Below are 22,801 nucleotides of genomic sequence, written 5' to 3'. Positions count from 1 at the left end.
AAGTGACTCGCCAGCCAAGGTACCGTGGACCGCGTACCTTGATTACTCCTAATGGTCTTAACCCGGATTCATCCCCCAGAACCCGGGTTTTTTTTGCGTTGTGCCCCAGGCTGGTTGCGCTATCCGCTGACACGGGCCAGCGGAAACAAACGCTTGAAGTTGTTGCTGGTCTGCTCGGCCAGTTGTTCGTAGCTGACGCCGCGCAGCACCGTCAGATATTCAGCCACGTCTCGCACATACTCCGGCAAGTTGGGTTTGCCGCGATGCGGCACCGGTGCCAGATACGGCGAGTCTGTCTCGACCAGCAGGCGATCTACCGGAACCTGGCGAGCGACTTCACGGAGCGCATCGGCATTGCGAAAAGTGACGATACCCGACAGCGAAATATAAAAGCCCAAATCCAGCGCAGCCTTTGCCATGTCCCAGTCTTCGGTGAAACAGTGCAGCACACCGGCTTGCGGTAATGCCGCCTCGCGCAGGAGCTGCAAGGTATCGGCACGAGCGCCACGGGTGTGCACTATGACCGGCTTGGCGGTGGCCTGGGCCGCTTGCAGGTGCAGGCGGAACGAAGCCTGTTGCAGTTCGGCGGCCTCAGGCTCGTAGTGATAGTCAAGGCCGGTTTCACCGATGGCCACCACGCGCGGGTGCTCAAGCTCACTGAGCAACCAGTCCATGGCCGGCGTTGCGCCTGGCTCCAGATCCAGTGGATGCACGCCGACCGAGCAATCGACATCTTCATAGCGATCAGCCAGGCCTTTGACCGCAGCGGCATTATCCGCGCTCACCCCGATACACAGGAAATGGCCAACCCCACGCGCCCGCGCAGCATCAAGTGCGGCATCAAGCGACCCATTGTGAGCGCCAAGATCCAGTCGGTCGAGATGGCAGTGCGAGTCAATCAACATAAAAAACCACTAATGTTCAGCAAAGAGAATGAATGCAAAAGGCCGCAATCAATGCGGCCTTTTGCCTTAGAGCATGTACGGACAACCCGGCTACATGGTGTGCGTCGGACGGTCCGACTTCAGCGCACCGGCCAGATAGGTCTCGATCTTGTTACGGGCGGTGTTGTCACCGTCATTGAACTGTACGCCAACGCCTGCTGCACGGTTGCCCTGGGCGCCTTTTGGCGTAATCCAGACCACTTTGCCCGCAACCGGAATTTTTTCAGGCTCATCCATCAAGTTGAGCAACATGAACACTTCATCACCCAGCTTGTAGCTTTTGTTGGTGGGGATAAACAACCCGCCATTTTTGATGAAAGGCATGTAAGCGGCATAGAGCACGGACTTGTCTTTGATGGTTAGAGACAAGATTCCATTACGCGGACCCAGGTTAGGTGGCAAGCTCATGCGGCATTCCTGATTTTTTAATACTTAGTGGGCGATTCTAGCCCGGTCCGGGCAAGCTTGCCCACTGTACCAACAAGGCTTCGAGAAGCAGAACACGGTTAAGGTTAGCTTTGGCAATGACTTTTTGTCGTTGCAGCAATATCCAGTCCTGCATTTTTATGACCTTGGCCTGGCTGGCCTTGCCTGCCATGTACTGCACAACCTTGCGCATATCCGCCTGGCCAAGGCCATGTTCATCTTGTGTCAGCTGGTAACGCAACATCAATTGCGACCAGTCATAAAACCAGTCGAACAACAGCTGCAAGGATACCGAGTTCCAGCTTTCAGCCAGCGGGCTGACAGCAATCTGCTGCTTGAGCAGTTTTTTTACGCCATCAACCACCTGAGCACGTTGTTCGCGCACGCCCTGCTCCTGCATGCGCACCGCCACCAGTGGCGACCCGGCAGCCAAACACAGCAGCTCAGCACGTTCTTCGGCACTGCTATCCGGCAATGCACTAGCCAGCCATTGCAGGCTCATGGTTTCGCTGGGCAACGGACAGGCCTGCTGCACGCAACGGCTCTTGACGGTCGGCAGCAAACGGCTTGGCTGATGACTGATCATCAAGATAACCGTATCGCCAGAAGGCTCTTCAAGACTTTTGAGCAAGGCATTGGCGGCATTGAGGTTCATCGACTCGGCCGGTTCGACCACCACCACCTTGCGGCCAGCCAACTGGGCCGTCTGAACCAAGAAGTTAACCAGGCTACGCACCTGATCCACCTTGATCGGCTTATCAAACTCTTCAGGCTCAAGCACCGCCGAATCAGGATGAGTGCCAGCGGCCAACAGGTGACACGACTTGCACTCGCCGCAGGCATCAAGACCCTGTGGCTGCTGGCAGAGCAAGCGTGCTCGCAAGCGCTCGGCCAGCGCCCTTTTGCCAATGCCAGGTGCACCGTGCAACAGGTAAGCATGGGCATGCTGAGTGCGCCCGGCCAATTGCTGCCACAGCGAGTCTTGCCAAGGATAGGCCTCAGCCACGGCTCAACTCCAGGATAGTGGGCAACAATGCATCCAGTGCGACTTGTACCTGCTCCAGGGGTTGCGCGGCATCGACAATGCGATACCGCTCAGGTGCCGCCTGGGCGCGCTTGAGGTAGGTCTGGCGTACCGCGTTGAAGAAGTTCGAACCTTCCTGCTCGAAGCGGTCCAGCCGGCCACGCGCGGCGGCCCGCGATAGACCTACCTCGATCGGCAGGTCAAAAACCAGGGTCAGGTCTGGGCGCAAATCACCCTGGACAAAGTCTTCCAACTGACTGATGCGTGCTTCTGACAACCCACGGCCACCACCCTGGTAGGCATAGGTCGCATCGGTGAAACGGTCACACAGCACCACGCAACCACGGGCCAGTGCTGGCGCAATCACCTGGGCGATATGCTGAGCGCGCGCCGCGAATACCAACAGCAACTCGGTGTCGGCAGCCATTGGCTCGGCATTGGGTGTCAACAGCAACTCGCGTACACGCTCGGCCAGCGGTGTGCCACCAGGTTCACGGCTTAATACGACCTCTAGGCCTTGCGCTTCGAGCTTACGGGCCAAGTAGTCGCGATTAGTGCTCTTGCCTGCACCTTCCGGGCCTTCAAGGGTGATAAACAAACCGCTCACTGACTGTCCTTTTGATCAGGGGTTGAAACCGGCGCAGGGCTCGAGCGGTAATCCGCCCGACGCTTGAGCTGATACTCGCGTACCGCCCGGTTATGCGCCTCAAGGGAATTGGAGAATATATGGCTGCCGTCGCCACGAGCGACGAAATACAAGCTCTTACCAGGTGCCGGATGCAGCGCCGCATGAATGGCCTCACGCCCCACCAGGGAAATCGGCGTCGGCGGCATGCCGGTAATAATATAAGTGTTGTAGGGCGTTGGCTCGCGCAGGTCCGCGCGGGTGATGCGCCCGGTGTAACGCTCGCCCATGCCATAGATAACCGTCGGGTCGGTTTGCAGGCGCATGCCCAACGCCAGTCTGCGGATAAACACCCCGGCTATCTGGTCACGCTCGTGCGGTACACCAGTTTCCTTTTCGATCATCGAGGCCATGATCAGCGCTTCATAGGGTTCCTTGTAGGGCAAGTCATCAGCGCGTGCCTGCCACTCCTCCTCGAGCACTTGCTGCAAACGTGCATGGGCCTGCTTGAGCAACTCGTAATCACTCATGCCACGCACATAGCGATAGGTATCGGGGAAGAAGCGCCCCTCGGGGTTCATGCCCGGCTCGCCCAGACGCTCCATCAACTGCGCATCAGAAACATCCTCCAGGGTCTTCTGCAAGGCATCCTGGCGCGCCAGTGCCTGACGAACCTGGCGAAAATTCCAGCCCTCGACCAAGGTCAGGCTGTACTGCACCACTTCGCCGCGGCGCCACAGCCCGAGCATGTCACGCACGGTCTGCCCGGGCATTAGCCGGTACTCGCCGCTGTGCAGGGGTTCGCCGCGCAGGTTGAAGCGCCAATACAGGCGCAACCAAAAGGCCTTGTCGATGACCCCTTCGCGCTCCAGCTGATTGAGCACACCGCCCGGTGTAGCACCTCTTGGCACTTCAAGCAGGCGCTCCTGGCTTAACTGCAAGGGCTGCTGCAACGCGGTGTGTTGCTGCCAGGCAGCCACGGCAAACGTCAGGCCTGCCAGCACCACACAGACTTCAAGAAACAGCAGTATTTTGCGTATCACGAATTAACTATCCAATAAATCACGAGCAATTGCCTGCAGTCTACGGGTCATGGGCCCGGCCAGCCAGCGACAATCAAGCAGCTCAAGCACCGGCCAAACGCCATAGACGCTATTACAAACAAAGACCTCGTCGGCACTGCGCAGTTCGTCGGGGCTGATATCCGTCACCGAGCATGGGATGGACAACTGCGCGGCCTGATCCAGCAGTTCCGCCCGCATCACCCCCGCCACACCGCAACGGCTCAAGTCAGGCGTGGACAACCGCCCATCCCTGACCATGAAAATATTGCTGTAGACACCCTCGATTACACGACCGCCAACATCGCACATCAGGCCTTCAGCGTAAGCGGGATCATCCCACTCGGCACGCGCCAGCACCTGTTCAAGGCGGTTGAGGTGCTTCATCCCGGCAAGCAGGGGTTGCTCAGCCAGTCTTGTCTTGCAGGCAAACAGACGCACGCCCTCTCGAGCATTTTCAGGTGCGTAGCTGGCCGCTGGCGAACCTTGCAGGATACGACGCGACTGGGCCGCCACAGGCGGCGCATAACCGCGCAGACCATCGCCACGGGTGATAATCAGCTTGGCGATGCCATTACCCAGCGCGGCACAAAAAGCTTGCAGTTCATTGCGCAGCAGGGATTGATCGAGCGCAATGTTCAACCGCGCACAGCCCTGGGCCATGCGGCTCAGGTGACGCTCCAGCAACACTGGGCGGCCGGCTGTCACGGCGATGGTCTCAAATAGCCCATCACCGTAAGCCAGGCCGCGATCCTTGATCGACAGCAACTCTTCAGGGCGACCGTCGATCCAGCTCAACATCAATCGTTAAACCGACGGAACACCAGCGAGCCATTTGTGCCGCCAAAACCGAAGGAGTTGGACAGCACCACGTCGATCGGTTTTTCTTTGGCAGTGTGCGGCACCAGGTCAAGATCACAACCCTCATCAGGCTGATCGAGATTGATGGTCGGCGGCGCAACCTGGTCCCGCAGCGCAAGGACGCTGAAGATGGCTTCAACAGCGCCGGCAGCACCCAGCAAGTGCCCGGTCATCGACTTGGTCGAGCTGACGCTGAGCTTGTAGGCGTGATCGGCGAACACCGACTTGATCGCAGCGATCTCGGCCTTGTCGCCGGCCATTGTCGAAGTACCATGGGCATTGATGTACTGCACCTGGTCAGGATTCAAGCCGGCATCACGCAAGGCATTGACCATGCAACGGGCAGCCCCTTCACCGTCTTCTGGCGGCGAGGTCATATGAAAGGCGTCGCCACTCATGCCGAAACCAATCAGTTCGGCATAGATATGCGCACCACGGGCCTTGGCATGCTCCAACTCCTCGAGCACCAGGGTGCCAGCACCGTCGGACAAGACAAAGCCATCACGGTCCACATCCCATGGACGGCTGGCCTTGGTTGGCTCATCGTTACGCGTAGACAGTGCCCGCGCCGCAGCAAAGCCGCCCATGCCCAAGCCGCACGCTGCCATTTCAGCGCCGCCTGCCATCATGACATCAGCTTCGCCGTAGGCAATGTTACGCGCAGCCATGCCAATACAATGGGTGCCCGTAGTGCAAGCCGTTGCAATGGCATAGTTCGGCCCCTGTAAACCCAGGTGGATCGACAGGAAGCCTGAAATCATATTGATTATCGAACCCGGCACGAAGAATGGCGATATGCGCCGCGGACCTTGCTCTTGAAGCGCCTTGCAGCTGTTCTCGATATTGGTCAGGCCACCAATACCCGAGCCAAGCGCCACACCTATGCGTTCACGATTGGCATCCGTGACTTCCAGGCCGGAATCACGCATGGCCTGAAAGCTGGCCGCCAAGCCGTATTGAATGAATAAATCGAGCTTGCGCGCCTCTTTGGCAGACAAGTACTGCTCGACGTCAAAGCCTTTGATCGAGCCACCAAAACGAGTGGTGTAAGCAGAAAGATCAATATGCTCGATCGGGCCGATACCGCTTTTTCCGGCCAAAATGCCCTGCCAACTGCTCGGCACATCGTTACCCAGCGGCGACAACATGCCCATACCGGTAACTACGACGCGTCTACGCGACACAGCAATCTCCTTTACTCTGTTTTATAAAGCACGGTTGCAGTCCACGCGAGAGCAACAAGCGCTCAATCACGTTGCTGTTGTACAGTGCCGTGAAGGCTTCGCGTATTACCAGGCAGGTTAAGCCGAGCTTTTGCGCGCTGCAATCCAAAAGAACAGGCCATTTACAGCCAGTTAAGAAATCACTAAAAAACTACTGCGCTAGATATTACCGGGGCAGCCCGTGCCGCGTTAAAAAACTGCTCAGAATGCTCATGCGAGCCACTAGAGTCGAGCACGATCCCGGCCGCTTTCCGCAGTGTTTTACTCGCTGCGCTCGTCCTTCGGGCCAGCCTTGAGCTGATACTCCCGTTGGTCGTTGCGCCTTGTACTATCTTCGCTCGCTACCTTTTCAGATGATCCTTAAAGAAAAGCCGCACGGACATAAAGACCGTACGGCTTTTTCTAATCGGGTAACCGACGATAAACGTTAGGCGTTAGCGGTAACGTAATCGATAGCTTCCTGAACAGAGGTGATCTTTTCAGCTTGCTCGTCCGGGATCTCGGTTTCGAACTCTTCTTCCAGAGCCATCACCAGCTCAACGGTGTCAAGAGAGTCGGCACCCAGGTCTTCAACGAAGGAAGCGCTGTTGGTTACTTCTTCTTCTTTCACGCCCAGTTGCTCAGCAACGATTTTCTTGACGCGTTCTTCGATGGTGCTCATACCGTATTTTCACTCCTAGTTGGACAAATCCAGGCAGCTTGTCTGTGCGGCCAGTATATAAAGGGTTTTTAGCATTTCAAGCTGAATGCGGGGTGGCCCCAAAAACACTTCAACGATCTGTCTATAAACCTGTTGCAGCTTTATAACGGATTTTAGACAAAACCTATGACAGTTTTCTGAAGACCGCCGTCACATTTAGCTCATGTACATCCCGCCATTCACAGGGATAGTAGCCCCTGTGACATATGCTGCGCCATCAGAAGCGAGGAAAGAGACAACATTTGCGATCTCTTGTGCCTGCCCCAGACGACCCAGCGGAATCTGTGTCAACAACGCCTCTCGCTGTGCTTCCGGCAACTCACGGGTCATATCGGTATCGATAAAGCCCGGTGCCACCGCGTTCACTGTAATCGAACGCGACCCTACTTCACGTGCCAGTGCGCGACCGAAACCTTCGAGTCCCGCCTTGGCGGCAGCGTAGTTTACCTGTCCGCCGTTGCCCATGGCACCCACTACCGAACCAATATTGATAATACGACCAAAACGCGCCTTGGTCATACCCCGCAAAACAGCTTTCGACAGGCGATACAGGCTGTTGAGGTTGGTATCGATGACATCAAACCATTCATCGTCTTTCATCCGCAACATTAAATTGTCACGGGTAATGCCGGCATTGTTGACCAAAACCAGCGGCTGGCCGAACTGTTTCTGAATGTTTTCCAGCACTGCAGTGACTGATTCGTCACTGCAGACATCGAGCATCATGCCAACGCCTTCGATGCCGTTGGACTTGAGCGTTTCAGTGATACGACCAGCGCCCGACTCGGAAGTCGCAGTACCAATCACAACCGCGCCCTGACGCCCCAACTCAAGGGCAATAGCCTGGCCAATACCACGGCTGGCGCCGGTTACCAGTGCAACTTTACCTTGCAAACTCATACTTGCTTCCTCAATCAGGCCAACGCCGCACGTGCAGCAGCGAAAGCGTCTGGGGTTTCCAGATTGTGGGTGTTGATGCCTTTGACACAACGCTTGTTCAGACCCGAAAGCACCTTGCCAGGGCCACACTCAACCAGGTCGGTAACACCTTGTTCGGACAGGCAGACGATAGATTCAACCCAACGAACCGGGCTATACAGCTGCGCCAGGAGATCAGCCTTGAGCACATCAAGGTCAGCTACCACCGCAGCACTGACGTTTTGCACCAGCGGAATCTGCGGCGCTTGCCAGTCGATAGCCGATACCGCCGCGGCAAAATGCTCAGCCGCCGGACGCATCAAGGCACAATGCGAGGGCACGCTAACTGGCAATGCCATGGCGCGCTTGGCACCACGCGCCTTGCAGACTTCGATGGCGCGGGCCACAGCAGCAGCACTACCGGCAATAACCACCTGGCCTGGGGCATTGAAGTTCACGGCACTTACCACTTCACCCTGCGCAGCTTCATCACAAGCGGCCAGCACATCAGCGTCTTCAAGACCGAGAATCGCCGCCATGCCGCCTTGGCCAGCAGGTACGGCCTGCTGCATTAATTGACCACGGTGCTCAACCAGCTTCACCGCATCAGCCAGCGTAACGCTGCCAGCGGCGACCAGGGCTGAATACTCACCCAGGCTGTGGCCCGCAACAAAGGCCGGCTTGGCGCCGCCCTCAGCCAACCACAAGCGCCAAAGAGCGATAGACGCGGTGAGAATCGCAGGTTGGGTCTTGTCGGTTTGATTAAGTTGCTCTTCCGGACCTTGCTGGGTCAGTGCCCAGAGATCGTAACCGAGCACGGTGGAAGCCTCGGCAAAGGTGTCGGTAATGATTGTGTGCTGGGCGCCAAGGTCGGCCAGCATGGCCAAGGACTGCGAGCCTTGACCAGGAAAGACGAATGCAAATGATGCAGACATTAAACAGATCCCTAGTGTTGTTTTAACCTCGGGTAAGTCGGCGCAGGAGCTAACCTGCGCGCAACACGCTGTCGCTTGGATGTCCGAGCATCCAGTGCAGTCACATTCTAGCGCAACAGATCGTCAAGGCGACCCTGCAATCGTTGCGGTAAATTTTCTTCGATTTCCGCCAAAGCTCGGCGAATTGCACTCTGAAAGCCTGTTTGATCAGCCGCGCCATGACTTTTGACAACAATACCCTGCAATCCCAGCAGGCTTGCACCATTATGCTGTGCTGGCGCCAATTCGCCCTGCAGGCGCTTTAACAGAGGCAAAACCATTAGCCCCAAGGCACGGGTCAACAGGTTAGCCTTGAACAGGTCCGCCAAGCGCCCAGAGATCATGCTGGCCAAGCCTTCGCTGGACTTGAGAACGATATTTCCGACAAAACCATCGCACACAACCACATCGGCAACGCCACGATAGAGGCCGTCACCTTCAACGAAGCCGACATAATTGAGCCCGCTGTTTTGTTGCAGCAACGCAGCCGCCGCCCTCACCTGCTGATTACCCTTGATCAACTCAGTGCCGACATTAAGCAAGGCAACACGCGGAGCGCGGATACCTTGCGCCTCGGCGGCAACAGCGCCCATTACGGCAAACTGCGACAGGTTCTCAGCCGAACAATCAACATTGGCCCCCAGGTCAAGCAGGTAACACACGCCCTGCTGTGTCGGCACCGCAGTAATCATCGCAGGTCGATCAATGCCAGGCAGTGTCTTGAGCACATAGCGCGACAGCGCCATCAACGCACCAGTATTGCCTGCACTGACACAGGCATCCGCCTGGCCTGAACCAACCAGATCCAGGGCAACGCGCATGGAGGCATCCGTCTTGTTGCGCAAGGCATGCGCAGGCGACTCATCCATCGCAATGGTTTCGCTGGCATGAACAATTTTCAGGCGCGAGCGATCAATGCCAGGATGCTGGTCAATCAGACGCTGGATAACAGGGGATTGGCCGACGAGGACCAGGTGCAACGAGGGGTATTTCTGCAGGCAAGCGATACTTGCCGGAACAATGCAGTGAGGACCGAAGTCCCCACCCATTGCATCAATCGCGATGATTGGAGCGGACAAGATTACTCGTCAGCGCCCTTATCAATCACTTTGCGACCTTTGTATACGCCTTCTGGCGATACGTGGTGACGCAGGTGAACTTCACCGGTGCTCTTCTCTACGGACAGAGCGTTGCCTTCGAGGGCGTCGTGGGAACGGCGCATATCGCGGGCGGAACGGGATTTTTTGTTCTGCTGAACAGCCATACTAATTAACTCCTAAACGTTTGGGTCACGCTTTAACTGTGCTAATACACTGAACGGGTTGGACCGCGTTACCTCGTCCTCGCTCGGTTCAGGCTCATCGAGCCCACCGGGCTGCTGGCAATCATCGGGGTCATGAGCTGGGACAATGGGCAAGGCAAGCAAGAGCTCATCCTCAACCAGCGCAAGCAGATCCAAAGGATCTTCACCCAACTCCAGCACGTCATAGCCTTGCGGCACAGACTGGGTATTCGCACCTTCTTTCACCACAGCGTAATCACATGCGCTTTGGATCGGCAGAGCGACCAGTTCCAGACAACGCTGGCAAACCATTTTGACATCAACCTCAAGTTCGCTATGGAAAACCACAGCATTGCGCTCGTCGCGCTCGAAGAAAAACTTCGCGCGCACCTTGCCGTCGTTAGCGGCAAGCGGGCTGCAGAGCCTTTGTAAATCGGCAAGCGCAATCTCACCCTCAAGGGTGGCAGTGCGATCTGCTAACTTACGCGGATCAACGTGAGGTGGAATCGGTCCATTCGACATAGGCGCCGCATTCTAGGGATGAGACCCGTACCTGTCAAAGGAAATTAGGCTTATCTACGGCACAAACGACCACCGACCCTCGGCAAAGTCAGTTTGGTGCCAATATTTGCCGGTTTTATCGCCATGACCACAGCAACTCAAAGCCTTCTATATAAAGCAGCAAGGTCTTTATATAGAATTTTCGGCATTACATGAGCATCGACTTATTTATAGCTGTTTTCACAAGACAAACAGGCCCCGCATGCTGCCACTGATTCTTGCCTCAAGCTCACCCTACCGCCGCGAACTGTTGAGCCGACTCAACCTTGCATTCAGCTGCAGCTCGCCAGATATCGATGAAAGCCGGCTCGATGATGAAACACCCAGCGACATGGTCAAGCGCCTGGCCCTGGAAAAAGCCCGCGCCCTGAGCAATACCTACGCACATCACCTCATCATTGGCTCCGACCAGGTGGCTGTGCTGGATCACCAGGTCCTTGGCAAGCCACACACCATGGAGCGGGCCTTTAGCCAACTGAGTGCCGCCAGCGGCAAGAGCGTGAGCTTCCTGACCGGCCTGACATTGCTCAATAGCGCAACCGGCCAATACCAGGTCGATTGCATACCCTTTACCGTGCACTTCCGCAACCTCGCCCCAGAACAGATCCAGCGCTACCTGGAAGCCGAGCAGCCACTCGACTGCGCTGGCAGCTTCAAGGCTGAAGGCTTGGGCGTGAGCCTGTTTCGCAGCACCGAAGGCAGCGACGCCAACAGCCTGATCGGCTTACCACTGATTCGCCTGGTCGACATGCTGCATGCGCAAGGCTGGCAAATCCCTTGACCCGCCAGGGCCTGACAATGCAAAGCCAGCCCATCAAAGCGCCATCCAATACAGGCGCAGACACTGCCAATGGCGGATAAAGAAGCGTTATCCGTCCCACGAAACCAGCCTGCCGAACATCGCACCCAGACAGCAAAAAGCCCGAAAAACCGGGCTTTTTGCTGAATCCAAGCGATGCGACTAGCGCAAGGCCGGCCCCTGAAAGCCCATCCATAGCGCAATATTTTCCGCCACGCTTGCGCCCAGTTTCTTGGCAAAGCGATCCAGCGGCGAGTCCTGCACAGTAAAATCGACCAGTTCTTTCTGCCCAATCACATCACGGGCCACATAGCTGGTGCTGCCCAGGCCATCAATCAAGCCAAGCTTCAGCGCCTGCTCGCCAGACCAGACCAAGCCTGAAAACAACTCCGGATTTTCAGCGACCTTGAGACGATCGCCACGCCCCTTCTTCACACTGTCGATAAATTGCTGGTGAGTGGTATCAAGCACGCCCTGCCAAAACTCTGTTTCTTCAGCCTTGGGCGGCTGGAACGGATCAAGGAAGGCCTTGTGCTCACCCGAGGTGTACACACGACGATCCACGCCCAGCTTGTCCATCAGGCCAACAAAGCCAAAACTGGCCGCAGTCACGCCAATGGAACCCACAAGACTGGCCTTGTCGGCGTAGATTTGATCTGCGGCGCTGGCGATGTAATAGGCACCCGAAGCGCCAATATCGCTGATAACGGCATACAGCTTGATATCCGGATGCTCGCCGCGCAGGCGCTTGATCTCGTCATAGATATAGCCCGACTGCACCGGACTCCCGCCCGGGCTGTTGATACGCAGGATCACACCCTTGGTGTTTTCATCCTCAAAAGCCGCGCGCAGGCTGCCAACAATATTGTCGGCACTGGCAGCTTCCTTGTCGGCGATAACGCCACGCACCTCGATCAGCGCTGTATGGGCACCGCCTACCTCCCCCGCCTTACCGAGCTTGAGCATGGGCGAGAACAGCACCAAAGCCCCAAACAGATAAATAAAGGTCAGCAACTTGAAGAAAATCCCCCAGCGCCGCGAACGACGCTGCTCTTGCACGCCCGCCAACAAGGTCTTTTCCAGCAGCTTCCAGCTTTTCGCATCTTCCCTGGATTCTTTTGCTTGGCCTGACTCAGGCAAATTCCACTCATCCGACATAACTGCTTACCTCAACTCGTTGACTATCTACACGCCCTTGCAGCCAGGTGCGCAGCTCAATGAACTCTTCAATCGCCAGCGTCGGAGAGCAGCCGCGCAAAACGTCCAGAGGCTGCGCGCCATACCCTACAGCCACGCAATCCATTCCAGCATTGTGCGCCATCTGCAAATCAAACGAAGAATCACCCACCATCAGCGCCTGACTCGCCTGCAGGCCGAACTCAGCCAGCAACTGCTCAAGCATCAATGGCTGCGGCTTGCTCGCCGTTTCATCGGCGCAGCGCGTGGCATCAAAATATTCACTCCAGCCTCGCCCCTGAAGCACACGCTGCAAGCCATGGCGCCCCTTGCCGGTTGCAACGGCAAGTAAATAACCTTGCTCGCGAAAGGCCTCAAGCGATTCCTCAACCCCGGCGAACAAGGGTGAAGGCTCAGCTTCGAGCGCCAGGTACTGCGTACTGTAGACACCACGAAAGGTCTCGATGGCAGCAGTATCCAGCTGCGCATAGAGGGTCGCGATGGCTTCCGGCAAACCCAGGCCGATTATGCCCCGGACCTGATCATCAGTGCAGCGAACCAGGCCACAGGCATCAGACGCCCGGTGCATGGCCTCGACGATACGACCAATCGAATCAACCAGAGTGCCGTCCCAATCAAAGATCAACAACCGATAATCAGACACTCAAGCGCTCCACGGTCCGCGCCCACATGTCATCAACCGGGGCCGAGAGCTTAAGCTCGCCACCATCCAGCAGCGGCACGACCAACTCATAAGCGTGCAGAAACAGACGCTTGCCGCCTAAATCGCGAATTTCGCGACTGAAATCATCATCACCGTACTTGGTATCGCCAGCGATACAATGCCCGGCGTACTGGGCATGCACGCGAATCTGATGGGTACGCCCCGTCACCGGCTTGGCCTCGACTATGGTGGCGAACTCACCAAAGCGACGCAGCACACGAAAGCGCGTCAACGCCTCCTTGCCCTCGTCACTGACCTCGACCATGCGCTCGCCTGAACGCAGGTTGCTCTTTTGCAGCGGCGCGTTAACCGACTTCTTTGCAGTGGGCCAGTTGCCTCGGACCAAGGCCATGTAGCGCTTGTCGACGCCATCGCCGCGCAGGGCTTCGTGCAGATGACGCAACATGCTGCGTTTTTTCGCAATCATCAACAAACCGGAGGTATCGCGGTCAAGGCGGTGCACCAACTCAAGCTCCTTGGCATCAGGACGTAGCTGGCGGAACGCCTCGATCACCCCATAATTGAGGCCACTACCACCATGCACGGCAATGCCTGCCGGCTTGTTGATCACCAGCAGCGCTTTATCCTCATAGACGATGGACGCCTCAAGGCGCTCCAGCAAACCCAAGGCCAGGGGCGCCGGTTCATCTCGTTCGGGCAGGCGCAATGGCGGGACACGGACGATATCGCCCACCTGTATTTTGTATTCAGGCTTGATCCGACCTTTATTCACACGCACCTCGCCTTTACGCAAGATGCGGTAAATCAATGTCTTTGGCACACCCTTTAATTGGGTGCGCAGGAAGTTATCAATGCGTTGGCCGGCAAGTTCCGGCGCAACCTCTATCAGCTGTACGCCGGAGGTTGGAGGGGAAGGATTTGTCATCAAGGGTCTGTTCTCGTTTCGTTCACGGCCGCGCCGGAGCCTGCTTTAGCGCGAGACAAGGCACGAGACACGAAGTTTGGTTGTTCCAAATAAGTGTCGAAAAACGCAGTATCGCACTAAAACAGGCCCGTCTCTTCGGGTTGCGCGTAAAATCTCGCCATGCGGTGTTGGAGAACTTGGCAAGGGAACAACCATTACCAGCGTCCTCCGCCTAGCCTCGCGAGATTTTACACTGCAACGCGGCTCGCAATGAAACGGGAGCAGACCCTGTACCGATAATAACAATTTTTATGGATTTGAAGCACTTAATCATTGCTGTTATAGTCGCGAATGCCGCCAAAAGCGGTCTGGTTCGGAGATGTTCGCTAAATTGCCATCCCAACCAACGCAACCCATTTGGGACGCAAGGCCGTCCGACGGGTTCTTCAGAGCTAGCAAGGCCACATGGGCCCTCGAAGAATTCGGAAATAAAGCCTCGAACATAATGATGCGCAACTCTCCCCTTTGGTGAGTTGCGGTAATAGCCAACCCGCTACGGATTTTGCGAGCGGCACAGGATTTTCAGCGATACGTGTAAGGTGGAGATGTACAGCAACTGGCTTGCGTAGCAATAAGCTTTATCAAGACGCCTTATCTCGTCCGCTACCAGTTGCTGATTCCTCCTCCTGACTTAGTGCTTACTGTCACATACAGCAAGCAGGAGACGTCCGTCGCGGCCCAGCACAATTGGCTGACCGTCGCTCGACAATGAAACGCCTTACAACCGTTTCTGACGCGCCTAACACCGACTCTGAACGTCGTGTTTGCCGAACGCCGCTTCCGATGCAACGGAAACCGACGGTACTACATGAAAAGAATGCTGATTAACGCAACTCAACCTGAAGAGTTGCGTGTTGCTCTGGTCGATGGCCAACGCCTCTATGACCTGGACATTGAATCCGGTGCTCGCGAACAGAAAAAGGCCAACATCTACAAAGGCCGTATTACCCGCGTTGAACCTAGCCTGGAAGCCGCTTTTGTCGACTTCGGCTCAGAGCGTCATGGCTTTCTCCCCCTCAAAGAAATCTCCCGCGAGTACTTCAAGAAAGCCCCCGATGGCCGCGTCAACATCAAAGATGTGTTGAGTGAAGGCCAGGAAGTTATCGTTCAAGTCGAAAAAGAAGAACGCGGCAACAAGGGCGCTGCCCTGACCACCTTTATCAGCCTGGCTGGCCGCTACCTGGTACTGATGCCAAACAACCCTCGCGCTGGTGGTATCTCGCGCCGCATCGAAGGCGAGGAGCGTAACGAATTGCGCGAAGCCCTCAACGGCCTCAATGCTCCAGTGGACATGGGCCTGATCGTTCGCACCGCTGGCCTGGGCCGTAGCAGCGAAGAAATGCAGTGGGACCTCGACTACCTCCTGCAACTGTGGAGCGCAATCAAAGAAGCCTCCCAGGACCGCGCCGCGCCGTTCCTGATCTACCAGGAAAGCAATGTCATCATCCGCGCCATCCGCGACTACCTGCGCCAGGACATCGGCGAAGTACTGGTCGACAGCGTTGAAGCGCAGGAAGAAGCCCTGAGCTTCATCCGCCAGGTGATGCCGCAGTACGCCAGCAAGATCAAGCTGTACGAAGACAGCGTTCCCCTGTTCAACCGCTTCCAGATCGAAAGCCAGATCGAAACCGCCTTCCAGCGTGAAGTGAAATTGCCTTCCGGCGGCTCGATCTTCATCGACCCGACAGAAGCACTGGTGTCGATCGACATCAACTCGGCGCGCGCCACCAAAGGCAGCGACATCGAAGAAACCGCACTGCAGACCAACCTTGAAGCAGCCGAAGAAATCGCGCGCCAACTGCGCCTGCGTGACATCGGCGGCCTGATTGTTATCGACTTCATCGACATGACTCCGGCGAAAAACCAGCGCGCCGTCGAAGAAAAGGTCCGCGAAGCACTCGAAGCCGACCGCGCCCGTGTCCAGGTTGGACGCATCTCGCGCTTTGGCCTGCTGGAAATGTCACGTCAGCGCCTGCGCCCATCGCTCGGCGAGACCAGCGGCATCGTCTGCCCACGTTGCAACGGCCAAGGCATCATCCGTGATGTTGAGTCGCTGTCGCTGGCAATCCTGCGCCTGATCGAAGAAGAAGCCCTGAAAGACCGCACGGCTGAAGTTCGCGCCCAGGTGCCGATTCCGGTTGCAGCCTTCCTGCTTAACGAAAAACGCAACTCGATCACCAAGATCGAACTGCGCACCCGCGCACGCATTGTCATCCTGCCGAACGATCACCTCGAAACGCCGCACTTTGAAGTCCAGCGCCTGCGTGACGACAGCATGGAAGCGCAAACGACCCAGTCCAGCTATGAAATGGCTACCGCTGAAGTCGAAGAAGAAAAGCAAGCTACCGGCACCCGCACCCTGGTGCGCCAGGAAGCAGCGATCAAGACAGCCCCGCCTCGCTCGGCACCAACCCCTGCAGAAGTGCCTGCTGCTGCCGCTGCAACCGAGCCAAGCCTGTTCAAGGGCCTGGTCAAGTCGCTGGTCAGCCTGTTTGCGACCAAGGAAGAAGAACAGCCTGTTGTGGTGATCGAGAAGAAGTCGGAGCGCCCGGCGCGCAATGACGAGCGTCGCAATGGTCGCCAGCAAAACCGCAACCGCGGTGCTCGTCGTGATGGCCGCGACGAAGAGCGCAAGCCACGCGAAGAACGCGCCCCCCGTGAAGAACGCCAACCGCGCCAGCCGCGCGAAGAGCGTGCGCCACGTGAAGAGCGCCAGACACGCGATGCCGTAGAAGTTCGTGAGCCACAGGAAAACCGTCAGTCACGCCCTCCTCGCGAGCGCAAGCCGCGTGAAGAGCGTCAGGTACGTGAACTGCGTGAGCCGCTGGACGCACCAGGCAACAACGCCACTGAAGAAGCTGGCAATGAGCGCCCACAACGCGAACCTCGCCAGCCGCGTCAACCGCGCGAAGAGCGCCAGCCACGCAAAGAACAGACTGCAGCAGCGACTGAAGACGAAGAACTGAACAGCAACGAAAATGCCCAGGACGACGATCAGGACAGCAGCGAGAACGAACGCCCACGTCGCCGTTCACGCGGTCAGCGTCGTCGCAGCAATCGTCGTGAGCGTCAGCGTGATGCCAACGGAAATGTGATCGAGAATGCCGAGGAAAACAGCGAAGCCAAGGATGCCGCCAGTGCCGTAGCTGCTAGCGCAGTTGCAACTGCTGCCGCGACACAAGCCGATCAACCGGCTGCTGCAACTGAGGCCACTGCCACTGAAGAGGCTCAAGCGCCAGCTGAAGCCCCGCAGCGTCAGAGCCGCAAGCCAGAAGCCGAGCAACCTGCAGTTGAAACCGAAGCTGCTCCGGCCGAAGCCAAAACTGAAGAAGCACCGGCACCTGCCGAATCGGTTATCGTGCTCCCTGCCACTGAAGAAGTCGCTGCACCAGAAGCGCCAAAAGCAGAGCCAGCAGCTGAAGCTGATGCACCAAGTGCGCCTGTCACTGCCGAGCCAGTGGTTGAGGCAAAAGCCGAAGAGACTGTTGAACCAGTCGCTGAAGTTAAAGCGCCTGAACCAGCAGCGCCTGTTGCTGAGCCGGTCGCCGAACCTGCGGTAGCAGCACCTGCCCCAGCGCCAGTGGTCATTCCAAGTAACGGTCGCGCACCAAACGACCCACGCGAGGTTCGTCGCCGCAAGCGCGAAGAAGAACGCCTGGCGCGTGAAGCCGCCCAGGCCGCCGAAGCAGCTCCAGCTGAAGCTCCCGCTCCTGTACAGGCGCCTGTTGAAGCCGCACCTGAACAGGTAAAAGCTCCAGAGACGACTGAAACAGCAGCTGAGCCAGAAGCAAAAGAAGCTGAGAACGCTCAAGAGCAACAGACCGAAGACGCGCCTAAACCGCAAGCCTGAGGTTACTCAGTAAAATAAAAAGGGACGCTTCGGCGTCCCTTTTTTTATAGCTATTGTCCCGTCCTGAATAAGGTTTACCCCCCTTCCGGACAGCTGGATGGAATAAGGTGTAGAGCCTACACAGCGAGATTATTCACTGCCTTTTGAATTGGCGGTGGTTGATCAGCTTTGGTTACATACAAGCTCAGGAGCGCCATGGCAACAGAAGACCGCAATCCCCTGCCAATGCGAAACTTGCCGGCCGAGCAATTGGATGCGCTGCAAGTGGTGCAAGGATGATACCTCTTCCACGCTACTGATCAGCGTGACAACGCGATGCTTGCCCAGCGCAGATCCAGCAAGCAGAGAGTCAATTGAAAGTTAAGCAACCGGTTATTCGCACTGGCAGATCATGACTCAAAAGCATCACCACGGCCTGCCAGTCAAGCAAATGCCTATGCAATGCACTTTTCAAATGCAGCTTGCAGGTTCGCCGGATTGATCGCGTCGTGCGTGCCAATAACAATCAATTGGCTATAAGGCTTGGCGTCATGCCAGTCTTCGGCCAGATTGATCTCGCTTCGACTGCCAACCAAATGCAGCACGCTACGTTGCCGTGGCGCCTCAGCGATATTGCAGATGCCTTTGGCCCGGTAGATGTTCGCTGGCAAGGCTGCCAGCGCCTGGCGCAGTGCTTTGAGCGAGAGCGGCTGATCACACCGCCAGCTCCAGGTCGCAAAAACCGAGGAATGATCAGGCTCGGGTACGGCCCCCAGCACGCTGGCCGTGGTCACCGGCTTGAGCTTAGGTCCTGAACTCAAACGCCCGACACCCAGGATCAACTCAAGCGGCACCTCGCAATGCTGCGCCTGCAACAAGCGGACATTGGGGTACAGCCAGCGCGCACGCAAAGCTGCAACCTGCTCATCACTGACCTGATCGATCTTGTTAAGCACGATAATGTCAGCTGCATCGAGCTGATCCATGGCCAGTTGCGCCATTTCTCCCTTGAGCCCATCGAACTGAGCGGCATCGACCACAGTAACAATGCTGTCGATGTTCAAGGCATTGCGAAACTGCGGATAGCGCAGGGTATTGGCGATTTTCTGCGGATTCGATACACCGCTGGCTTCGATCACAATGTACTCGGGGCGGTTTTCCCGACTCTCGAGCATGCGGCTCAACTGCTCGATCAAGTCGCTTTCTACCGTGCAGCAAATGCAGCCATTGGTGAGGCTGACAGTGGTTTGGGTCTGGCTGACAATAAGCTGGCTATCGATATTGATCGCACCGAAGTCATTGACCATCACCGCCATGCGCAGTCCATGATCGCTATTGAGGATGCGATTGAGCAGCGTGGTTTTACCGGCCCCTAAAAAGCCGGAAACGATGGTGACTGGGATGCTTGGTCTTCTGTTCATAAGCCTGAACCTCAACAGGTTTCAGCAGGGTCAAGTGCCCTGCTGACATGGATCAAAAGTTGGGCAACTCGCCCTGCCAGATGGCCGCATGGTCGGTATCTACGAACTCGCCCTGGCGATCCCACATCACCTCACCTTCAAGCAAGGTCAACTGCACCTGGGTGTTATGGATGTTGCCCTTGGGGCTCTGGGCGAACAGGTCACGATCAAGGACGATCAAATCAGCCGACTTGCCCACCTCGATTGAGCCAGCCTTGTCATCAATACCCATGCACCAGGCGCCATTGATGGTCATGACACGAATGGCCTGCTCCAAGGTGATCGGATTGCCATAGAAGCACCCTTCTACATCGCCGAATGGGTTCTCGCGGGTAATCATCGCTTCGAAGCCGATCCAGGGGTTGATGCTGGAAACCGGCCAGTCGGTGCCCATTACCGCCACACCACCTGCCTCCAGCACACCCTTGAAGTTGTAGGCACGCTGCATGCGGTCTTCGCCAAATACCGCCCGGGCGTTGGCAAAGGAAGACGGGAACCAGCCCACAGGGGAAAATTCTGCGGTTACCTGCAACTCGGCGAAGCGCGGCAGGTTGGCGTCGAGCAAGGTGGTGCTGTGCGCACACTGGTGACGCACACCGCTGTCGCCATTGCGCCGACGTGCTTCGGCCACGGCATCGAGGAACAAGTCGGATGCGCCGTCGCCGGTGCAATGGGCAATCACCCGCACGCCCTTGCGATCCATATCCACAACCATGTCGCTGATATGTTCAGGCGTCAGGTTGAGGTGGCCGCGCCAACTGCTCTCGCCAGGCCAGGCGCTCGACAGGTAAGACGAACGTGACTCATGGGTGCCGTCAAAGTGGAACTTCACTGCATTGGCATTGAGCCGGGCACTGCGGTAGAAATGCCGCTCACCAGCCAGCAACTCCCAACGCCGCTTGACCGGGAAGATATCGTCCTGCCAGCTAATTGCAGCCTCGACACGCACGGTCAGTTCACCGGCTTGATCGATCGACTTCAGTGCATTGAGACGGTGCTCGCAAACATGCACATACTTGGTGCCGACCACGCCATGGCCACTCTGGAACTGGACCCCTTCGCGATAGGCGCGCTTCAGTGCATGTTGCGGGGTTGGTGGCATGGCGGCGTGAATCAGTGCATAGGCACCGTCAACCAATATCCCGGTTGGCTCGCCGGTAATACTGTCGCGCTCGATATAACCGTGGCGCGGGTCCATGGTGTCGGCATCTATACCAGCCAGCTCCAGCGCCTTGGAGTTGACCATCATGCAACCCCAGGAGCGATCCAGAATCGCCACCGGACGATCTGGCATAAAGCTATCGAGCCACTCGCGATCCGCGACCAGGCCAGCTTGCTTGAATGTATAGCGCACAAAATATTGGCCGTAGACCCAGCCATCACCTGGGTTCGCAGCAGCATAATCAAGCACCGACTGCTTGACCTGTTCTGGTGTCGGATCATTCAAGCCGATCGCCAGATCCCCCGAATAGCCCGGCGCCAAGGCCAGGTCTGGGTGGGTATGCATGTCGTACAGGCCGGGCATGGCGAAACGCCCCTTGAGATCCAACACCCGGGTCTGCTCGCCAATGAAGGGCGCCACACTGTTGTAATCGCCAACCGCTACGAAACGACCATGCTTGATCGCGACGGCTTCAGCCCAGGGCTGCTGGTCGTCGACGGTATAAATTCGGCCGTTGATCAGCACCAGTTCAGCGGCACCGATTGCACCGCGAATATTGGAGGAAAGGTAGTTATCGGACTTCGCCATAGCATTCGCCTCGAAGCAATTTGCTCCGCGGCTCAGCCAAGCCAAATCGGAGCAGGCAGATTGTTGTCAAAGAAATAAAAAGGCGCTCCAGCGTGCGGGACAAACTGCTGGAGCACCAAAAACAAGCCTGGGTTACAGCACCAAGTGAGCCATCAATGACAGCACCGGCAGGGAGATCAGCACCCGTAGCAGATAGATCATGAACAGGTCGCGCAAACGCAAACCGAAGTTGGCCCGGACCAGGATGATCGCCGCCTCGGTGAAGAAAATGATCTGGGTGACCGCAACACCGACCAGTACAAAGCGGGTGATTTCACTTTCGATCCCCGAAGCCAGGATCGACGGCATGATGCTGTCGACAATCCCTGCCAGCAGCGCAGGCGCCGCTTCAGCGGCCTGTGGAATTTGCAGCAATTCCAGGTAAGGCACGAGCGGCATCGAAAGTACGTGGAACACCGTGGTGTACTTGATCAATGACAGGCCAACGCAGCCGATCAACATCATGGCCGGGTAGACCGAAATCGCAATGTCGGCACTGATGTGCACGCCCTGCTTGATCAACTCAAGCGGGCCATTGGCTTTTTCAGCGCGCTGGATTGCACGGCTCAGGCCCAGGGCAAACAAGCCTTGGCTCTTGTCGTCATCAGTTGCCAGCTGCTTGCCAACACTGGGTTCATAGTTGTCGAGCTTGCCACGCAGCGGCGGCAGCTTAGGCACGATAAGGGCGCAGATAACCCCGGTAACCGCGACCGACAGATACCACTGGATAAACACATGCTCCATGCCGATCAGCTTGAGCAGCAGGTATGCGTAGGCAATGGATACGATCGAGAAGTTGGTCGAGATTACGCAGGCTTCACGACTGGTGTAGAAGCCACCCCGGTATTGCTGGGTTGTCAGCATAATGCCCACACTCGATGCCGACAGCCAGGATGCCGCACAATCGACTGCGGCGCGCCCAGGCAAGCCAAACAGCTTCTCGAATACGCGACTGACCAAGGTGCCGATAAACTCCATCAGGCCAAAGTCTGTAAGCAGCGGCAGCAAAATAGCCGAAAGCAGATAAATTGCCAGTACCACCGGGCCAACGTCATAGAGCATTACCCCGCCCGTATCACGGCTCCAGACCCACTCAGGCCCAATCTTGAAGAACACCATGATCATCAGCACCGCGCCAATTACCCGGACCGCAGTCCAGGCCAGGCTTGGGTTGAACAGCTGAACAAAACGGTTGGGATTGTTTCTCAGCGGGCTAAAGCGCACCAACAAGGTAATCAGGCTGGGAATAGTCGCCACGGCAACGGTGGCCGGCACCAACATGGGTTTGAGCACATCGTTTACATAGTCGATGATGAACGCAATCATCACCGTGATACGCCCATCGACACTAACTGGCGTCAGAAACAGCAACACGCCAAACAGGGTTGGGATGATAAAACGCAGCAATTGCTTGGTGGTATAGGGCCCCAAGGGTGCTCCATCTTGACTTGATGAGGGTTGTGTCTCGGTTGATTCCAGCATGTTGTCACCTTTTTATAG

At 56.9% G+C, this 22,801-nt stretch carries 21 protein-coding genes; 2 read left to right on the top strand and 19 right to left on the bottom strand.

Annotated elements, in window-relative coordinates; translation table 11 throughout:
- Positions 1 to 119 precede the first annotated feature (119 nt).
- The 13 genes from CHB79_RS16835 to CHB79_RS16775 form a co-directional block, all read right to left on the bottom strand.
- Positions 120 to 905, bottom strand: coding sequence for a TatD family hydrolase (locus tag CHB79_RS16835; RefSeq protein ID WP_089360735.1), 786 nt, complete (start codon positions 903 to 905; stop codon positions 120 to 122).
- 90 nt (positions 906 to 995) lie between these two features.
- Positions 996 to 1,352 carry a PilZ domain-containing protein gene (locus CHB79_RS16830; protein ID WP_003245164.1) on the bottom strand — a complete coding sequence of 119 codons (357 nt, stop codon included), beginning with the start codon at positions 1,350 to 1,352 and terminating at the stop codon, positions 996 to 998.
- A gap of 37 nt (positions 1,353 to 1,389) precedes the next feature.
- Positions 1,390 to 2,376: a DNA polymerase III subunit delta' gene (locus CHB79_RS16825; protein ID WP_089360734.1), complete on the bottom strand. Its 987-nt coding sequence runs from the start codon at positions 2,374 to 2,376 to the stop codon at positions 1,390 to 1,392.
- Positions 2,369 to 3,001 carry a dTMP kinase gene (gene tmk / locus CHB79_RS16820; RefSeq protein WP_010488913.1) on the bottom strand — a complete coding sequence of 211 codons (633 nt, stop codon included), beginning with the start codon at positions 2,999 to 3,001 and terminating at the stop codon, positions 2,369 to 2,371. Before tmk ends, CHB79_RS16825 begins: the two co-directional genes overlap by 8 nt.
- On the bottom strand, positions 2,998 to 4,062 hold the full coding sequence (gene mltG / locus CHB79_RS16815) for an endolytic transglycosylase MltG (protein ID WP_089360733.1): 1,065 nt from the start codon (positions 4,060 to 4,062) through the stop codon (positions 2,998 to 3,000). Before mltG ends, tmk begins: the two co-directional genes overlap by 4 nt.
- Positions 4,063 to 4,065: 3 nt before the next feature.
- Positions 4,066 to 4,881 carry an aminodeoxychorismate lyase gene (gene pabC, locus CHB79_RS16810; protein ID WP_089360732.1) on the bottom strand — a complete coding sequence of 272 codons (816 nt, stop codon included), beginning with the start codon at positions 4,879 to 4,881 and terminating at the stop codon, positions 4,066 to 4,068.
- The gene (fabF, locus tag CHB79_RS16805; protein ID WP_089360731.1) at positions 4,881 to 6,125 is read right to left on the bottom strand and encodes a beta-ketoacyl-ACP synthase II; all 1,245 of its coding nucleotides are present in this window, start codon (positions 6,123 to 6,125) and stop codon (positions 4,881 to 4,883) included. The genes pabC and fabF overlap by 1 nt, the downstream gene beginning before the upstream one ends.
- A gap of 466 nt (positions 6,126 to 6,591) precedes the next feature.
- The gene (gene acpP, locus CHB79_RS16800; protein ID WP_010488922.1) at positions 6,592 to 6,825 is read right to left on the bottom strand and encodes an acyl carrier protein; all 234 of its coding nucleotides are present in this window, start codon (positions 6,823 to 6,825) and stop codon (positions 6,592 to 6,594) included.
- A 195-nt stretch (positions 6,826 to 7,020) separates the two neighbouring features.
- Positions 7,021 to 7,764: a 3-oxoacyl-ACP reductase FabG gene (gene fabG, locus CHB79_RS16795; RefSeq protein WP_010488924.1), complete on the bottom strand. Its 744-nt coding sequence runs from the start codon at positions 7,762 to 7,764 to the stop codon at positions 7,021 to 7,023.
- Between the two features lie 14 nt (positions 7,765 to 7,778).
- The gene (fabD, locus tag CHB79_RS16790) at positions 7,779 to 8,717 is read right to left on the bottom strand and encodes an ACP S-malonyltransferase (RefSeq protein WP_089360730.1); all 939 of its coding nucleotides are present in this window, start codon (positions 8,715 to 8,717) and stop codon (positions 7,779 to 7,781) included.
- 107 nt (positions 8,718 to 8,824) lie between these two features.
- On the bottom strand, positions 8,825 to 9,835 hold the full coding sequence (gene plsX / locus CHB79_RS16785) for a phosphate acyltransferase PlsX (RefSeq protein ID WP_029529613.1): 1,011 nt from the start codon (positions 9,833 to 9,835) through the stop codon (positions 8,825 to 8,827).
- A gap of 2 nt (positions 9,836 to 9,837) precedes the next feature.
- Positions 9,838 to 10,020 carry a 50S ribosomal protein L32 gene (gene rpmF / locus CHB79_RS16780; protein WP_010488930.1) on the bottom strand — a complete coding sequence of 61 codons (183 nt, stop codon included), beginning with the start codon at positions 10,018 to 10,020 and terminating at the stop codon, positions 9,838 to 9,840.
- A 12-nt stretch (positions 10,021 to 10,032) separates the two neighbouring features.
- A complete protein-coding gene (locus CHB79_RS16775) occupies positions 10,033 to 10,560 on the bottom strand; it encodes a YceD family protein (protein WP_010488932.1) in 528 nt (175 codons plus the stop codon).
- A gap of 241 nt (positions 10,561 to 10,801) precedes the next feature.
- Here CHB79_RS16775 and CHB79_RS16770 point away from each other — a divergent pair, with 241 nt between their 5' ends.
- Entirely contained in the window at positions 10,802 to 11,380 is a 579-nt protein-coding gene (locus tag CHB79_RS16770) for a Maf family protein (RefSeq protein WP_089360729.1), read from the top strand.
- A gap of 180 nt (positions 11,381 to 11,560) precedes the next feature.
- On the opposite strand, the gene sppA is transcribed toward CHB79_RS16770, so the two are convergent.
- The 3 genes from sppA to rluC are packed head-to-tail and all read right to left on the bottom strand — an operon-like array spanning position 11,561 to position 14,184.
- Positions 11,561 to 12,556 carry a signal peptide peptidase SppA gene (sppA, locus tag CHB79_RS16765; protein ID WP_010488936.1) on the bottom strand — a complete coding sequence of 332 codons (996 nt, stop codon included), beginning with the start codon at positions 12,554 to 12,556 and terminating at the stop codon, positions 11,561 to 11,563.
- Complete coding sequence (locus tag CHB79_RS16760) at positions 12,546 to 13,238, bottom strand: HAD-IA family hydrolase (RefSeq protein WP_089360728.1); 693 nt, start codon at positions 13,236 to 13,238, stop codon at positions 12,546 to 12,548. The genes sppA and CHB79_RS16760 overlap by 11 nt, the downstream gene beginning before the upstream one ends.
- Complete coding sequence (gene rluC, locus CHB79_RS16755) at positions 13,231 to 14,184, bottom strand: 23S rRNA pseudouridine(955/2504/2580) synthase RluC (RefSeq protein ID WP_010488940.1); 954 nt, start codon at positions 14,182 to 14,184, stop codon at positions 13,231 to 13,233. Before rluC ends, CHB79_RS16760 begins: the two co-directional genes overlap by 8 nt.
- Before the next feature lie 847 nt (positions 14,185 to 15,031).
- Between rluC and rne the strand changes: the two genes are divergently transcribed.
- Complete coding sequence (gene rne, locus CHB79_RS16750) at positions 15,032 to 18,073, top strand: ribonuclease E (protein WP_089360727.1); 3,042 nt, start codon at positions 15,032 to 15,034, stop codon at positions 18,071 to 18,073.
- A gap of 434 nt (positions 18,074 to 18,507) precedes the next feature.
- On the opposite strand, the gene CHB79_RS16745 is transcribed toward rne, so the two are convergent.
- The 3 genes from CHB79_RS16745 to CHB79_RS16735 all read right to left on the bottom strand — a co-directional run bounded on the left by CHB79_RS16745 (position 18,508) and on the right by CHB79_RS16735 (position 22,783).
- Complete coding sequence (locus CHB79_RS16745) at positions 18,508 to 19,473, bottom strand: CobW family GTP-binding protein (protein WP_089360726.1); 966 nt, start codon at positions 19,471 to 19,473, stop codon at positions 18,508 to 18,510.
- A gap of 52 nt (positions 19,474 to 19,525) precedes the next feature.
- Positions 19,526 to 21,262: an amidohydrolase gene (locus CHB79_RS16740; RefSeq protein WP_089360725.1), complete on the bottom strand. Its 1,737-nt coding sequence runs from the start codon at positions 21,260 to 21,262 to the stop codon at positions 19,526 to 19,528.
- A gap of 132 nt (positions 21,263 to 21,394) precedes the next feature.
- Positions 21,395 to 22,783 carry a YjiH family protein gene (locus CHB79_RS16735; RefSeq protein WP_029529615.1) on the bottom strand — a complete coding sequence of 463 codons (1,389 nt, stop codon included), beginning with the start codon at positions 22,781 to 22,783 and terminating at the stop codon, positions 21,395 to 21,397.
- Positions 22,784 to 22,801: the final 18 nt, after the last annotated feature.

Origin of the sequence: Pseudomonas segetis, assembly GCF_900188155.1 — a bacterium.
Classification (GTDB): domain Bacteria; phylum Pseudomonadota; class Gammaproteobacteria; order Pseudomonadales; family Pseudomonadaceae; genus Aquipseudomonas; species Aquipseudomonas segetis.
Note: the sequence above shows the minus strand (reverse complement) of the source record. Positions and strands in the feature narration are given on the sequence as shown.

Excerpts from the sequence above, each read along its gene's own strand:
- CHB79_RS16835 (WP_089360735.1), bottom strand. The coding sequence starts at position 905 with ATGTTGATTGACTCGCACTGCCATCTCGACCGACTGGATCTTGGCGCT.
- CHB79_RS16830 (WP_003245164.1), bottom strand. The coding sequence starts at position 1,352 with ATGAGCTTGCCACCTAACCTGGGTCCGCGTAATGGAATCTTGTCTCTA.
- pabC (WP_089360732.1), bottom strand. The coding sequence starts at position 4,881 with ATGTTGAGCTGGATCGACGGTCGCCCTGAAGAGTTGCTGTCGATCAAG.
- acpP (WP_010488922.1), bottom strand. The coding sequence starts at position 6,825 with ATGAGCACCATCGAAGAACGCGTCAAGAAAATCGTTGCTGAGCAACTG.
- fabG (WP_010488924.1), bottom strand. The coding sequence starts at position 7,764 with ATGAGTTTGCAAGGTAAAGTTGCACTGGTAACCGGCGCCAGCCGTGGT.
- fabD (WP_089360730.1), bottom strand. The coding sequence starts at position 8,717 with ATGTCTGCATCATTTGCATTCGTCTTTCCTGGTCAAGGCTCGCAGTCC.
- rpmF (WP_010488930.1), bottom strand. The coding sequence starts at position 10,020 with ATGGCTGTTCAGCAGAACAAAAAATCCCGTTCCGCCCGCGATATGCGC.
- CHB79_RS16775 (WP_010488932.1), bottom strand. The coding sequence starts at position 10,560 with ATGTCGAATGGACCGATTCCACCTCACGTTGATCCGCGTAAGTTAGCA.
- CHB79_RS16770 (WP_089360729.1), top strand. The coding sequence starts at position 10,802 with ATGCTGCCACTGATTCTTGCCTCAAGCTCACCCTACCGCCGCGAACTG.
- sppA (WP_010488936.1), bottom strand. The coding sequence starts at position 12,556 with ATGTCGGATGAGTGGAATTTGCCTGAGTCAGGCCAAGCAAAAGAATCC.
- rluC (WP_010488940.1), bottom strand. The coding sequence starts at position 14,184 with ATGACAAATCCTTCCCCTCCAACCTCCGGCGTACAGCTGATAGAGGTT.
- rne (WP_089360727.1), top strand. The coding sequence starts at position 15,032 with ATGAAAAGAATGCTGATTAACGCAACTCAACCTGAAGAGTTGCGTGTT.
- CHB79_RS16745 (WP_089360726.1), bottom strand. The coding sequence starts at position 19,473 with ATGAACAGAAGACCAAGCATCCCAGTCACCATCGTTTCCGGCTTTTTA.
- CHB79_RS16740 (WP_089360725.1), bottom strand. The coding sequence starts at position 21,262 with ATGGCGAAGTCCGATAACTACCTTTCCTCCAATATTCGCGGTGCAATC.
- CHB79_RS16735 (WP_029529615.1), bottom strand. The coding sequence starts at position 22,783 with ATGCTGGAATCAACCGAGACACAACCCTCATCAAGTCAAGATGGAGCA.